This is a genomic window from Arthrobacter sp. SLBN-112 (assembly GCF_030944625.1).
GTDB lineage: Bacteria > Actinomycetota > Actinomycetes > Actinomycetales > Micrococcaceae > Arthrobacter.
Genome location: NZ_JAUSXY010000001.1, coordinates 3,548,860 through 3,562,738, shown reverse-complemented (window position 1 = coordinate 3,562,738; position 13,879 = coordinate 3,548,860). Strand labels below are relative to the sequence as shown.

Sequence of the window (13,879 nt, the reverse complement as noted above, 5' to 3'; positions counted from 1 at the left end):
AGTGAGCGGGCGTTGGGAATTTCACTGCAATATCTGAGCGGGCGTTGGGGGGCGTTGGGGGTGGGCGCCGTTGGTTGAGCTTGTCGAAACCCCCATATGGCTAGTGTGGAACCATGAGCGAAACGTTCCGCAAGTTCCTTCGCACCCTGCCCGACTTCCCGGCGGACCTGCCCACGTTCGATCCCGGCAGTGCCCCGCAGGACCCGGCACTGCTGTTCAAACAGTGGCTGGACGAGGCGCTGGATGCGGGGGAGCAGCAGCCGCACGCGTTCAGCCTGGCCACGGTGGACGCCGCGGCCGCTGACGGGCCGAAGCCGTCTTCCCGGATGCTGATCCTGAAGAACATCGACGACGACGGCTGGCACTTCGGCACGTCCCGAACCTCCCGCAAGGGCCGGGAACTCGCAGCGGCGCCCCGGGCCGCCATGAACTTTTACTGGCCCGGCCTGGGCCGGCAGGTCCGGCTCGCAGGGACAGTGGCCGAGCTCTCCGCCGACGCCTCCAGCATCGACTGGCACGAACGGCCCCGTGCGGACGGCAGCGACAACCCGAATTGGCAGCTCTACGCCCTCCAGCCCGTCGAGATTGAGTTCTGGCAGGCCGCCAACGACGGCCGGCATGTCCGCCACCGCGTTGGGCGGGACGGAACTCCGCTGGAATAGGCGCCGGGCGCGCCGGGTGCTCCGCTAGGCTGGCCGCATGACCTCACCCACCCCTGTTGCGCTCCTTGCTGAACTGCACAAGGCAGCCGACGCGCTGGCGGCCGCCCTGGACCGCATTCCGGACGGCGGCGAAAAGGCGCCATCAACCCTTCCCGGCTGGAGCCGCGGCCACCTGCTGGCCCACATCGCCGGCATCTGCGACGCCCTCGCCCGGCAGGTGGAGTGCGGCCGCCGGGGCGAAACGGTGCAGCTGTACGACGGCGGCGTGGAGGGACGCAACCGTGCCATCGATCTCGCGGCCGGGCACAGCCTCGGCCAGCACCGGAGCGACGTCACTGCCGCCCTGCACCGGTCGCTGGCCGCCTTCGATGCTCTCACCGGGCCTGAGTGGCAGACGCCCATCGCCTTCCGCGACGGAGTCATTTTCGACGCCGGCCTGGCGCTCTGGCGCGAACTCGTGATCCACACCGCCGACCTGGACGCCGGCACGGGACCGGAAGTCTGGAACAAGGACTTTTGTTCCCACCTCTTCGACTTCCTGGCCGCCCGCGTCCCTGGCGGCAACAAGCTGGTCCTGCAGCCGGTGGCCCTCCCGCCGCTGAGCCTCGGCGCCGGCGGCAGCACCGTCGTCGTCAGCGGCATGGTGACCGATATTGCCGCGTGGCTCGCGGGACGGCAGCCATCGCTGGACAGCCTGCGCGCCACCGCCGCCGGGGACGGCACGGACCTTCCGGATCTGCTGCCCTGGCCTTCGGCGATGCCGGACCCCAAGAAGTAACTAGGCGGCCTCGCGGGCCAGCAGGCTTTCCTTGATGCGCAGGCCCCAGCGGAAGCCGCCCAGCGAGCCGTCAGTGCGGATCACCCGGTGGCACGGGACAAAGAGGGCCGCCGCATTGAAGGCGCATGCGCTCGCCGCTGCCCGCACTGCCTTGGGGTTCCCTGCCAGGGCCGCGTACTCGCTGTAGGTGACGGGAAAGCCGGGTTTGACCTCCCGCAGCACATCCCAGGCGTGGGCACGGAACGGGCCGGAGCGCTGCAGGACCGGAACAGCCATTGCCGGTGCCGGGTCGCCATCATAAAAGGCCTCGACGGCGGCCGAGATTCCCGCAAGGCCGGCCACCTCCTCCACGGACTCGGGGCGCAGCACGGGATGGACCTGCCCGATCAAGTCCGGCAGGCCGGCCGTCCAGCCCGAGGCCAGGACCGTGCCGTCACTGGCAAGGATGGTGAACGGACCGTCCGGGGTGGACAGCTGCAGCAGTTGGGCTTTCATGGCATCCCTTTCGCGGGAGTGGTGGGTGGAATGGCAGGCCGCGCCGCAGCGCGCCACAGGTGCATGGTGGCGTAGGAACGCCATGGGCTGGCCTCCCGGAAGTCCGGTGTGAGGGTGTGCTCCCCGGAATCGAGGGCGCGGATGCCGTTCCGCACGGCGGCGTCGTTGGCGAGGAAGATGTCCGGGGCACCCAGAACGCGCATGGCCACGTACCCCACCGTCCATGGTCCCACCCCTGGCAGCGGAAGCAGGGCCGCTGTCAGGCTGGGCAGGTCGTCACCGTACCCGAACTCGAGCTGCCCGCGGGCCATCGCGTCCGCAGCGTGCAGCAGCGATTTAATCCTCCGCCGCGGCCCACGCAGCAAATGACCCGCTGCGGCGATTTCCGCGGGGGTGGGAAACAGCCGCTCCAGGCCCTCCCCGGGCGCGCTGCTGGGAGTGCCCGCGGCTGACAGTTGGGTCAACGCCGTGCGGGCGGCCGCCACCGTAATCTGCTGCCCCACCATGGCCCGTACCAGGAGTTCCTGCGGGTCCAGCGCCCCGGGCAGCCGCATCCCGGGTGCGGCGGCAACGCTGCCTGCCAGCCGGGGGTCGGCGGCGAGGGTGCCGTCAATCGCTTCCGGATCCGCATCGAGGTCGAACAGCCGCCGGACGCGGCTGAGAAGCGCCGGGAGGTCGCGCAGGTCCACCGCACCGACGGTGAGGGTCAGGGGCCGCCCCCGCGCGCCGTCGTCGTACTCCACCCGGAAGCGGGCGTCGCCGTGCGGGAGGCGAAGGGTCCGGGCGTAGGAGGTGGGCGTGCCCTCCTCGATTCCAGGGATGGCACGCACGGCCAGGAAGGAGAATATGCCGGTATCGAAGGGCGCGCGGTAAGGCAGGCTCAGCGTCAGGGCGGTAGCGCCCCCGGCCACTGCCGGATGCCGGGCGGTCCGACGCAGCGCCGTGGGGGTCATGTCGAACACTTCGGCGATGGTGTCGTTGAATTGCCGGATGCTGCTGAACCCGGCGGCGAAGGCGACGTCGGCAAATTTCATGGATGTGGACACCAGCAGGGCGCGTGCCGTCTGGGCCCGTGCGGCGCGGGCCAGCGACAAAGGACCTGCACCGAGTTCCTGGCCGAGGATGCGGTTGAGCTGGCGGGCGGAGTAGCCCAGCCGGGCCGCAAGACCCGCCACGCCGTCCCGGTTGATGACGCCGTCGTTGATCAGGCGCATGGCCCTGCCCGCGACATCCTGGCGTACATTCCAGGCCGGCGTCCCGGGCACCGCCTCCGGGAGGCAGCGTTTGCAGGCCCGGTACCCTGCCTCATGCGCGGCGGCGGACGTCTCGTAGAACGTCACGTTCGATGCCTTCGGCGTCCGGGCCGGGCATGAGGGCCGGCAGTAGATCCCGGTGGTGCGGACGGCCGTGAAGAACTGGCCATCGAACCGGGGATCGCGGGCATCGATTGCCCGGTAGCGCTGCCAGAAGTCCATTCCTCCATCCTGCCAGCCGCACGCTACAGCTACTAGCGGGAATCGGACACGGCCGTGGCTGATGCCGGATTGTCGTTTCCTCCCGTGGGAACACCGGATTTCTGGGTACAGTCGAGCAATGGATGAGAGCCCTTCAAGCGCCGGGCCGCTTCGGCAGTTCCTCTCCGGGGATGCCCGTGAACTCGCCCCGCAGCTGCTCGGCGCCGTGCTGACCCACCAATCCCGGGACGGCACCGTGTCCGTCCGGCTGACCGAGGTGGAGGCATACCTGGGGCCGGAGGACTCCCTGCATCCAGACCCCGGCTCGCACACGTACCGCGGCCCAACGCCCCGCAACGCGCCCATGTTCGGTCCTGCCGGGCACCTCTACGTCTACTTCACCTACGGCATGCATCACTGCACCAACATTGTGTGCGGGCCCGAGGGCGTTGCATCCGCCCTGTTGCTGCGGGCCGGGGAAATCGTCGACGGGCTGGACGTGGCGCAACGGCGGCGCCCGACGTCGAAAACCCCCGCCGACCTCGCCAGCGGGCCGGCCCGCCTGGCCAAGGCCCTGGGAATGACGACGGCGGACAGCGGCCGGGACGCGCTGGCTCCGCCTTTCGGGCTGCAGCTTCCCTCCGGTCCGGGCGGTCCCGTGAGTTCCGGTCCGAGGGTGGGCGTGGCCGGCGCCGGGGGATCGGACCGCTACGCGTGGCGGTTCTGGCTCACCGGCGACCCCACGGTCTCCAAATACAAGGCCGCGAAACCCCGGGCCCGGAAGCCGGCAGCCGGTGGGCCGCCCCGGGGCCACCACGTTTCGCCTCCGTTAATCGAAATGGTTGTAGAATGGACGGTCTGTCTTTCGCGATAGGGGAACGTTGATGCTCGATGCCGAATTGGCCCACGAACGGGACTATGTTGCGGGCCTGTATGCCCGGCTGGAGGAGCTCCGCGAGGAAAAGCGCCGCCAACTGGCGCAGGTCCGCCGTGCCGGAGCCGTGGGCACCATGCAAAACGTTTCCGAACGTGATGCGTTCGCGGCCCTTTACGAGGACCGGCTGGCCCAGTTGGACGCCGTGGACGACCGGCTGGTGTTCGGCCGCCTGGACCTGGACTCCGGCGAAGCCCAGTACATTGGCCGGATCGGCCTCAGTACAGAGGACCTGCAGCGCCTGATGGTGGACTGGCGGGCTCCTGAAGCCGGCCACTTCTACCAAGCCACGGCTTTTGACCGGCAGGGCGTGCGCCGCCGCCGGCACCTGATCCTGCAGGGCCGCGAAGTCAAGGCCATCGAGGATGACGTCCTGGATGCGGGGATGCTGACGGACAGTGAATCGCTGCAGGGCGAAGGGGCCCTGCTCGCAGCGCTGAACTCCAAGCGGACCGGGCGCATGTCGGACATCGTCAGCACCATCCAGTCGGAACAGGACCGGATCATCCGGTCCTCCATCTCCGGCGCCGTCGTGGTCCAGGGCGGGCCTGGCACCGGCAAGACTGCTGTGGCGCTGCACCGCGCCGCCTACCTGCTCTACACCCACCGTGACCGCCTCAAGAGCGCGGGCGTGCTGCTGGTGGGGCCGTCGTCGTCGTTCATGAAATACATCGAACGGGTGCTGCCCTCACTCGGTGAGACCGGCGTTGTCATGGCCAGCGTTGGCCGCCTGATGCCGGGCATCCACGCCGTGCCGGAAGCCAACCCGGACGTGGCCGCCATTAAGGGGCGCCTGGACATGGCTGCCATCGTGGCCAACGCCGTATCCAACCGGATGCGGGTCCCCGCCCGGAACCGGATCCTGGAGGTGGACGGGCGCAAGCTGACCTTGACGCCCAGGCAGGTCCGGCGTGCCCGGGAACGGGCGCGCGCCACCGGGAAGCCGTACAACGAGGCACGCGTGACGTTCGTCAAGATCCTACTGCGCGAGCTCACCGAGCAGATGACCGAACTCGTCGAGGCCGGGAACATCGGGAACAACGCGGACCGCTCGTACCTTACCGAGGACGTGCGCACTGCCCGGGACGTGCGGATCACACTGAATCTGTGCTGGATGCCCATGACGCCGGAGAAGCTGATCGCGGATCTCTTCAGCAAGCCGGAAATCCTGGAATTCTGTACGCCCAACATGACCCCGGACGAGCGGGCGTTGCTGCTGCGCCCTGCCGACGCGCCGTGGACCGAATCGGACGTGCCGCTGCTGGACGAGGCCGCCGAGCTGCTGGGCGAACTGGACCCGGCGGCCGGGCGGGGTCTGGCGCAGCAGGAACACGACCGGGCCCGGGACCTGGCCAACGCAAAACAGACCCTGGTCAACATGGAGGCCGCCGGCGTGGATCCGTTGATGTCCGCGGAGGACCTTGCCGAGCAGAACCGGGAGCAGGAAGCCCGGCAGACCGCCGCCGAGCGTGCCACGAGCGACCGGACCTGGGCATTCGGGCACATCGTGGTGGACGAGGCGCAGGAATTGTCGCCCATGCAGTGGCGGTTGCTGGTCCGGCGCTGCCCGCTGAAGTCCTTCACGATCGTGGGGGACATCGCCCAGACCAGTTCCGTGGCCGGCGCCAACTCGTGGCACAGCGCGCTGGCGCCCATGTTCGGTGACCGGTGGCAGCTGGAGGAGCTGACGGTGAATTACCGCACGCCCTCCCAGATCGCTGAGGCCGCCGTCAGGATGGCCAACGCGGCCGGCCTGGTGGTATCCGCCCCCAAGGCCGTGCGCGAGGGACGCTGGTCACCGATCATCGACGAGGTTTCTGCCGGAAGTGTGGTGGACAGGCTCCTCGAGGTCCTCCCGGAGGAGTTGGGAGCGCTCGACGGCGGCCTGCTCGCCGTCATCGCCGACGGTGACCTCCTGCCCCAGGCAACGTCCGCCCTGCGAGCGGCATATGGCCGGCGGATCGGCACCGGTGCCGGCAGCTACGAACAGGACATCGTGGTGATCAGCCCACGCGAGGCGAAGGGCCTGGAGTTCGACGGCGTCGTGGTCCTTGAACCGTCCGTGATGCTCAACCACGAGCACGGCAAAGTGGGAGACCTCTATGTCGCCATGACCCGCGCCACGCAGCGGCTCCGGTTGATTGCCGCCGAACCCGTACCGGCCGGGATTGCCGGCTGACCGCGGTCCCGACTGCTAACTTAGGAAGCGTGCCAGAACTGAACAACCTCGAACCGCAGCGCAACGACCCCACTTTCGCCAACATTTGGCAGGAACTGAAGTGGCGTGGGCTGGTCCATGTCTCCACTGACGAAGCAGAGCTGGAGAAGCTCCTCGCCAACGGGCCGGTCACGTACTATTGCGGCTTCGACCCCACCGCGCCGAGCCTGCACCTGGGCAACCTGGTCCAGCTGCTGGTCATGCGGCGGCTCCAGCTGGCCGGGCACAAGCCGCTCGGGCTGGTGGGCGGTTCTACCGGCATGATTGGCGATCCACGTCCGACGGCGGAGCGCACCTTGAACACCAAGGACACGGTGGCGGAGTGGGTTGGCTACCTCCAGGCCCAGGTCATGCGCTTCCTCAGCTTCGACGGGGACAACGCCGCCAGGATGGTGAACAACCTGGACTGGACAGCGCCGCTGAGCGCCATCGACTTCCTGCGCGAAGTGGGCAAGCACTTCCGGGTGGGCACCATGTTGCGGAAGGACGCCGTGGCGTCCCGGCTGAACTCGGATGAGGGCATCAGCTACACCGAATTCAGCTACCAGATCCTGCAGGGCATGGACTACCTCCAGCTCTACCGCGATTACGGCTGCGTGCTGCAGACCGGGGGCTCGGACCAGTGGGGCAACCTCACCAGCGGTACGGAGCTGATCCGCAAGGTGGAGGGCAAGAGCGTGCACGCCCTCGGCACCCCGCTGATCACCAACTCCGACGGAACCAAGTTTGGCAAGAGCGAGGGCAATGCCATTTGGCTGGATGCCGGCATGTGCAGCCCGTACGCCTTCTACCAGTTCTGGCTCAACACGGCCGATGCCGACGTTGTGGACCGGCTCAAGGTCTTCACGTTCCTGACCCGCGCCGAGATCGAAGACATTGCGGCGTCGGTGGCAGAACGGCCCTTCGCCCGGGAAGGCCAGCGCAAACTCGCCTTTGAAGTGACCTCCCTGGTCCACGGCGTCGACGCCACCGAGAAGGTCATTGCCGCTTCGGCGGCGCTCTTCGGCAACGGCGATCTGGCTGCCCTGGACGAGGCAACCCTGCGGGCGGCAACCTCCGAACTTCCCAGCACCACCGTGCAGGTGGATGCGATGGGAATTGTCGATCTCCTGGTGGCATCCGGACTTTCCGAAAGCAAGTCGGCTGCCCGTCGGACCGTGGGGGAGGGCGGCGCCTACGTCAACAACGAGAAAGTCTCGGATCCTGAGGCCGTGATTTCCGAGTCTGAACTCCTGCATGGCCAGTACCTGCTCCTGCGCAGGGGCAAGAAGAACTTGGCCACCGTAGAGGTGCTGGTTCCTTAGCACCCTCGGATCCTTCATGCACGCCTCTCGACGGCCGATTTGCGCGGCCGCCGGTGGGCGTGTATTGTTTTCTGAGTCGCCGCCGCCGAGTGGCGACAAACCCCCAACTGATGAGAAGCAATTCTTGCCGCGCACAGCGTGGAACTGGAGAAATTGCTTCTTATTCTGCTGGGCGGATTCATTCCACCGAGTGGATTCCGGGAAAATAACCGGATTTGCGAAAGTGAATATGAATGAAATAAGATGGAAACATCGCAGCGAAGAAATACGGAATAGAAATTCATTTGTTTGAGTTATTCCGGGAATATTCGAATGTGTCTGTTGTTTGAGAACTCAATAGTGTGCCAAGTTTGTTGATACCAATTGTTTTATTGATTGGTTGTTTTGGCTGTGTCGCCACCCCGTGGTGGCATGGTTTTTACAGCTGGTTTCAAATTTTGTGCAGTCGTGGTTGCCGTTATTTCCGGTGGTCGTGGTTGTGTCTGTTTTACTTCAACGGAGAGTTTGATCCTGGCTCAGGATGAACGCTGGCGGCGTGCTTAACACATGCAAGTCGAACGATGAACTGGTGCTTGCACTGGGGATTAGTGGCGAACGGGTGAGTAACACGTGAGTAACCTGCCCTTGACTCTGGGATAAGCCTGGGAAACTGGGTCTAATACCGGATATGACCTTCCATCGCATGGTGGTTGGTGGAAAGCTTTTGTGGTTTTGGATGGACTCGCGGCCTATCAGCTTGTTGGTGGGGTAATGGCCTACCAAGGCGACGACGGGTAGCCGGCCTGAGAGGGTGACCGGCCACACTGGGACTGAGACACGGCCCAGACTCCTACGGGAGGCAGCAGTGGGGAATATTGCACAATGGGCGCAAGCCTGATGCAGCGACGCCGCGTGAGGGATGACGGCCTTCGGGTTGTAAACCTCTTTCAGTAGGGAAGAAGCGAAAGTGACGGTACCTGCAGAAGAAGCGCCGGCTAACTACGTGCCAGCAGCCGCGGTAATACGTAGGGCGCAAGCGTTATCCGGAATTATTGGGCGTAAAGAGCTCGTAGGCGGTTTGTCGCGTCTGCCGTGAAAGTCCGGGGCTCAACTCCGGATCTGCGGTGGGTACGGGCAGACTAGAGTGATGTAGGGGAGACTGGAATTCCTGGTGTAGCGGTGAAATGCGCAGATATCAGGAGGAACACCGATGGCGAAGGCAGGTCTCTGGGCATTAACTGACGCTGAGGAGCGAAAGCATGGGGAGCGAACAGGATTAGATACCCTGGTAGTCCATGCCGTAAACGTTGGGCACTAGGTGTGGGGGACATTCCACGTTTTCCGCGCCGTAGCTAACGCATTAAGTGCCCCGCCTGGGGAGTACGGCCGCAAGGCTAAAACTCAAAGGAATTGACGGGGGCCCGCACAAGCGGCGGAGCATGCGGATTAATTCGATGCAACGCGAAGAACCTTACCAAGGCTTGACATGAACCGGAAACGCCTGGAAACAGGTGCCCCGCTTGCGGTCGGTTTACAGGTGGTGCATGGTTGTCGTCAGCTCGTGTCGTGAGATGTTGGGTTAAGTCCCGCAACGAGCGCAACCCTCGTTCTATGTTGCCAGCACGTGATGGTGGGGACTCATAGGAGACTGCCGGGGTCAACTCGGAGGAAGGTGGGGACGACGTCAAATCATCATGCCCCTTATGTCTTGGGCTTCACGCATGCTACAATGGCCGGTACAAAGGGTTGCGATACTGTGAGGTGGAGCTAATCCCAAAAAGCCGGTCTCAGTTCGGATTGGGGTCTGCAACTCGACCCCATGAAGTCGGAGTCGCTAGTAATCGCAGATCAGCAACGCTGCGGTGAATACGTTCCCGGGCCTTGTACACACCGCCCGTCAAGTCACGAAAGTTGGTAACACCCGAAGCCGGTGGCCTAACCCCTTGTGGGAGGGAGCTGTCGAAGGTGGGACTGGCGATTGGGACTAAGTCGTAACAAGGTAGCCGTACCGGAAGGTGCGGCTGGATCACCTCCTTTCTAAGGAGCACCTACAATGTTCTGCTGCTGACGCATGTTGGTGGTGGGGGTTGTCAGGAGTAAAGGCCCGTTTCACGGACGAGTGTTTCGTGGCGGGTGCTCAAGGGTGGAATATCAATGAATAGCGGCCGTGGTGTTTTCTTCTTCTCTAGTACGGGCCAGTGATGGTTCTGGAACGGTGGGTGGGGGATGGCGCGGTTTAGTGTTTGGCACACTGTTGGGTCCTGAGGCAACAGGACTGTTGGCGGCCTCCTTTGGTGGGGGTTGTTGGTGGGACTTTGTTTCTGGTTTCCTGGCTGCACCGATCATGCATGGTGGCTCCTTTGTTGTGGGCTTGTGTGTGGGGTGTGTGGTTTGGGGTTGTTGTTTGAGAACTACATAGTGGACGCGAGCATCTTGTATAAGAAGCAATTTCCAAGAATATGAACCTGGATCTGGCCGCATCTTTGGGTGTGGACGGTTTTCATGGTTCTCTCGAGAAATTTTTTTTGATCTTTGTGGTCAAGTTTTTAAGAGCACACGGTGGATGCCTTGGCATTAGGAGCCGAAGAAGGACGTAGGAATCTGCGATAAGCCTGGGGGAGTCGATAACCGGACTGTGATCCCAGGGTGTCCGAATGGGGAAACCCCGCCAAGCGCGCGAGTGACTTGGTGACCCGTACCTGAACACATAGGGTGCGTGGGGGGAACGCGGGGAAGTGAAACATCTCAGTACCCGCAGGAAGAGAAAACAATAGTGATTCCGTTAGTAGTGGCGAGCGAACGCGGATCAGGCTAAACCGTTCCATGTGTGATAGCCGGCGGGCGTTGCATGGTCGGGGTTGTGGGACTTTCCATACCAGTTCTGCCGGGCTGGTGGGGTGTGATGTGCGCGCATAGGTGAACGGTTTTGAAAGGCCGGCCAGAGAGGGTGTTAGTCCCGTAACCGTAATGTGTTTGTGCCGCCTGTGAGAGTATCCCAAGTAGTACGGGGCCCGAGAAATCCCGTGCGAATCTGTCAGGACCACCTGATAAGCCTAAATACTCCCTAATGACCGATAGCGGACCAGTACCGTGAGGGAAAGGTGAAAAGTACCCCGGGAGGGGAGTGAAACAGTACCTGAAACCGTGTGCTTACAATCCGTCGGAGCCAGTCTGATTCTGGTGACGGCGTGCCTTTTGAAGAATGAGCCTGCGAGTTAGTGTTACGTCGCGAGGTTAACCCGTGTGGGGCAGCCGTAGCGAAAGCGAGTCTGAATAGGGCGTTGCAGTGGCGTGATCTAGACCCGAAGCGAAGTGATCTACCCATGGCCAGGTTGAAGCGACGGTAAGACGTCGTGGAGGACCGAACCCACTTCAGTTGAAAATGGAGGGGATGAGCTGTGGGTAGGGGTGAAAGGCCAATCAAACTTCGTGATAGCTGGTTCTCCCCGAAATGCATTTAGGTGCAGCGTTGCGTGTTTCTTGCTGGAGGTAGAGCTACTGGATGGCTAATGGGCCCTACAAGGTTACTGACGTCAGCCAAACTCCGAATGCCGGTAAGTGAGAGCGCAGCAGTGAGACTGTGGGGGATAAGCTTCATAGTCGAGAGGGAAACAGCCCAGACCACCAACTAAGGCCCCTAAGCGTGTGCTAAGTGGGAAAGGATGTGGAGTTGCGAAGACAACCAGGAGGTTGGCTTAGAAGCAGCCACCCTTAAAAGAGTGCGTAATAGCTCACTGGTCAAGTGATTCCGCGCCGACAATGTAGCGGGGCTCAAGTACACCGCCGAAGTTGTGGCATTCAGACATGTACTAAGCCTTCGTGGTTCAGGTGTTTGGATGGGTAGGGGAGCGTCGTGTGGGCGGTGAAGTCGCGGTGTAAACCAGTGGTGGAGCCTACACGAGTGAGAATGCAGGCATGAGTAGCGAAAGACGGGTGAGAAACCCGTCCGCCGAATGATCAAGGGTTCCAGGGTCAAGCTAATCTGCCCTGGGTAAGTCGGGACCTAAGGCGAGGCCGACAGGCGTAGTCGATGGACAACGGGTTGATATTCCCGTACCGGCGAAAAACCGTCCATGTTGAACAGGGGATACTAACCGCCCGAGACCTGCCTGACACCCCTTGTGGGTGGAGGGTTTTGGTGGAGCGCGGGACCTGATCCTGGGAGGCAAGCGTATTAACAGGTGTGACGCAGGAAGGTAGCCGAGCCGGGCGATGGTTGTCCCGGTCTAAGGATGTAGGGCGAGTGGTAGGCAAATCCGCCACTCATGGTGCCTGAGATCTGATGGGACCCCCGTTTGGGGGGATTTGGTGATCCTATGCTGCCGAGAAAAGCATCGACGCGAGGTTTTAGCCGCCCGTACCCCAAACCGACACAGGTGATCAGGTAGAGAATACTAAGGCGATCGAGAGAATTATGGTTAAGGAACTCGGCAAAATGCCCCCGTAACTTCGGGAGAAGGGGGGCCCCAACCTTGAACGGTACTAGCGACCGGGAGGGGATCGGGGCCGCAGAGACCAGGGGGAAGCGACTGTTTACTAAAAACACAGGTCCGTGCGAAGTCGCAAGACGATGTATACGGACTGACTCCTGCCCGGTGCTGGAAGGTTAAGAGGACCGGTTAGCCGCAAGGCGAAGCTGAGAATTTAAGCCCCAGTAAACGGCGGTGGTAACTATAACCATCCTAAGGTAGCGAAATTCCTTGTCGGGTAAGTTCCGACCTGCACGAATGGAGTAACGACTTCCCCGCTGTCTCAACCATAAACTCGGCGAAATTGCAGTACGAGTAAAGATGCTCGTTACGCGCAGCAGGACGGAAAGACCCCGAGACCTTTACTATAGTTTGGTATTGGTGTTCGGAGTGGCTTGTGTAGGATAGGTGGGAGACGTTGAAGCCCGGACGCCAGTTCGGGTGGAGTCATCGTTGAAATACCACTCTGGTCACTTTGGACATCTAACTTCGGCCCGTAATCCGGGTCAGGGACAGTGCCTGATGGGTAGTTTAACTGGGGCGGTTGCCTCCTAAAAAGTAACGGAGGCGCCCAAAGGTTCCCTCAGCCTGGTTGGCAATCAGGTGTCGAGTGTAAGTGCACAAGGGAGCTTGACTGTGAGAGAGACATCTCGAGCAGGGACGAAAGTCGGGACTAGTGATCCGGCGGTACATTGTGGAATGGCCGTCGCTCAACGGATAAAAGGTACCTCGGGGATAACAGGCTGATCTTGCCCAAGAGTCCATATCGACGGCATGGTTTGGCACCTCGATGTCGGCTCGTCGCATCCTGGGGCTGGAGTAGGTCCCAAGGGTTGGGCTGTTCGCCCATTAAAGCGGTACGCGAGCTGGGTTTAGAACGTCGTGAGACAGTTCGGTCCCTATCCGCTGCGCGCGCAGGAAATTTGAGAAGGGCTGTCCTTAGTACGAGAGGACCGGGACGGACGAACCTCTGGTGTGTCAGTTGTACTGCCAAGTGCACCGCTGATTAGCTACGTTCGGATGGGATAACCGCTGAAAGCATCTAAGCGGGAAGCTCGCTTCGAGATGAGATTTCCATACACCCTCGGGTGTGAGAGGCCCCCAGCCAGACCACTGGGTTGATAGGCCGGATGTGGAAGCGAGGACTAACGACTCGTGAAGCTGACCGGTACTAATAGGCCAACAACTTACACCACACAGAAAAACATTCTGCTTGCGTCCACTATGTGGTTCCCAACCAACAACCCCCACCCGGGGTTTCATGGTCCAGGAACCAAACACAACTGAATAACAACACCACAATGTTGTAACCACAGTTTTCCCACACCACCCCAGGGGTTGGTGACGGGTACAAGGGTTACGGCGGTCATAGCGTGGGGGAAACGCCCGGTCCCATTCCGAACCCGGAAGCTAAGACCCACAGCGCCGATGGTACTGCACCCGGGAGGGTGTGGGAGAGTAGGACACCGCCGGACACACATTGGTCGAGGCCCCAACCACACGGTTGGGGCCTCCCACATTTAAAACAACCAAAGTCCACGCCCGTTCACTTCTGGCAGGCGATCCAGTAACGCCCGCTCACGTTT

General features: G+C 62.5%; 7 protein-coding genes and 3 rRNA genes. 8 read left to right on the top strand and 2 right to left on the bottom strand.

Annotation, left to right across the window (positions count from 1 at the left end; all coding sequences use genetic code 11):
- Positions 1 to 113: 113 nt before the first annotated feature.
- Complete coding sequence (locus QF050_RS16575) at positions 114 to 662, top strand: pyridoxamine 5'-phosphate oxidase family protein (RefSeq protein ID WP_308931399.1); 549 nt, start codon at positions 114 to 116, stop codon at positions 660 to 662.
- Between the two features lie 37 nt (positions 663 to 699).
- Positions 700 to 1,440 (top strand): maleylpyruvate isomerase family mycothiol-dependent enzyme, encoded by a 741-nt coding sequence (locus QF050_RS16570; RefSeq protein WP_308931398.1) that lies wholly within the window; start codon positions 700 to 702, stop codon positions 1,438 to 1,440.
- Here the strand turns inward: QF050_RS16570 and QF050_RS16565 are convergent, their stop codons facing one another.
- Together QF050_RS16565 and QF050_RS16560 are read right to left on the bottom strand one after the other, a co-directional pair.
- Entirely contained in the window at positions 1,441 to 1,935 is a 495-nt protein-coding gene (locus QF050_RS16565; protein ID WP_308931397.1) for a methylated-DNA--[protein]-cysteine S-methyltransferase, read from the bottom strand.
- Positions 1,932 to 3,410: an AlkA N-terminal domain-containing protein gene (locus QF050_RS16560; RefSeq protein ID WP_308931396.1), complete on the bottom strand. Its 1,479-nt coding sequence runs from the start codon at positions 3,408 to 3,410 to the stop codon at positions 1,932 to 1,934. The genes QF050_RS16565 and QF050_RS16560 overlap by 4 nt, the downstream gene beginning before the upstream one ends.
- Before the next feature lie 118 nt (positions 3,411 to 3,528).
- Between QF050_RS16560 and QF050_RS16555 the strand changes: the two genes are divergently transcribed.
- From QF050_RS16555 to rrf, 6 genes are all read left to right on the top strand, one after another.
- Positions 3,529 to 4,263 carry a DNA-3-methyladenine glycosylase gene (locus QF050_RS16555; protein WP_308931395.1) on the top strand — a complete coding sequence of 245 codons (735 nt, stop codon included), beginning with the start codon at positions 3,529 to 3,531 and terminating at the stop codon, positions 4,261 to 4,263.
- A gap of 10 nt (positions 4,264 to 4,273) precedes the next feature.
- Complete coding sequence (locus tag QF050_RS16550) at positions 4,274 to 6,502, top strand: AAA family ATPase (protein ID WP_308931394.1); 2,229 nt, start codon at positions 4,274 to 4,276, stop codon at positions 6,500 to 6,502.
- A gap of 29 nt (positions 6,503 to 6,531) precedes the next feature.
- Entirely contained in the window at positions 6,532 to 7,845 is a 1,314-nt protein-coding gene (gene tyrS / locus QF050_RS16545; RefSeq protein WP_308931393.1) for a tyrosine--tRNA ligase, read from the top strand.
- A 492-nt stretch (positions 7,846 to 8,337) separates the two neighbouring features.
- Positions 8,338 to 9,861 (top strand): 16S ribosomal RNA (locus tag QF050_RS16540).
- A gap of 499 nt (positions 9,862 to 10,360) precedes the next feature.
- Positions 10,361 to 13,489, top strand: a 23S ribosomal RNA gene (locus QF050_RS16535).
- Between the two features lie 162 nt (positions 13,490 to 13,651).
- Positions 13,652 to 13,768: ribosomal RNA gene (gene rrf / locus QF050_RS16530) — 5S ribosomal RNA — on the top strand.
- Together the 16S, 23S and 5S rRNA genes form the textbook arrangement of a ribosomal RNA operon.
- Positions 13,769 to 13,879: the final 111 nt, after the last annotated feature.

What these genes read in the sequence shown, in the direction of transcription:
- QF050_RS16575 (WP_308931399.1), top strand. Translation starts at nt 114, where the DNA reads ATGAGCGAAACGTTCCGCAAGTTCCTTCGCACCCTGCCCGACTTCCCG.
- QF050_RS16570 (WP_308931398.1), top strand. Translation starts at nt 700, where the DNA reads ATGACCTCACCCACCCCTGTTGCGCTCCTTGCTGAACTGCACAAGGCA.
- QF050_RS16565 (WP_308931397.1), bottom strand. Translation starts at nt 1,935, where the DNA reads ATGAAAGCCCAACTGCTGCAGCTGTCCACCCCGGACGGTCCGTTCACC.
- QF050_RS16560 (WP_308931396.1), bottom strand. Translation starts at nt 3,410, where the DNA reads ATGGACTTCTGGCAGCGCTACCGGGCAATCGATGCCCGCGATCCCCGG.
- QF050_RS16555 (WP_308931395.1), top strand. Translation starts at nt 3,529, where the DNA reads ATGGATGAGAGCCCTTCAAGCGCCGGGCCGCTTCGGCAGTTCCTCTCC.
- QF050_RS16550 (WP_308931394.1), top strand. Translation starts at nt 4,274, where the DNA reads ATGCTCGATGCCGAATTGGCCCACGAACGGGACTATGTTGCGGGCCTG.